This window comes from Paraburkholderia sp. SIMBA_027 (assembly GCF_046535315.1).
Taxonomy (GTDB): domain Bacteria; phylum Pseudomonadota; class Gammaproteobacteria; order Burkholderiales; family Burkholderiaceae; genus Paraburkholderia; species Paraburkholderia tropica.
In genome coordinates, this window is record NZ_JAWRWY010000806.1 from 1 (window position 1) to 264 (window position 264).

At 61.4% G+C, this 264-nt stretch carries 1 protein-coding gene; it reads left to right on the forward strand.

Going from position 1 to position 264, the window contains the following annotated elements; all coding sequences use genetic code 11:
* Nucleotides 1-17: 17 nt before the first annotated feature.
* Nucleotides 18-264: alpha/beta hydrolase (locus SB764_RS41300; RefSeq protein ID WP_410866939.1), on the forward strand; the 247-nt coding region annotated here is incomplete at its 3' end.

Here is a 264-nt window from a genome sequence, read left to right on the forward strand (position 1 = left end):
CGCAGTTCGGCGGCACGATGAACAATCAGATTGTCTACCAACTCTTCTACATGTTCCAGAAGCGCGGCTTCACGACACTGCGCTTCAATTTCCGTGGCATCGGCCGCAGCCAGGGCGAATTCGACCACGGCGCCGGCGAACTTTCGGATGCCGCTTCGGCGCTGGACTGGGTGCAGAGCCTGCATCCCGATTCGAAGACCTGCTGGGTTGCCGGCTATTCCTTCGGCTCCTGGATCGGCATGCAGCTTCTGATGCGCCGCCCGG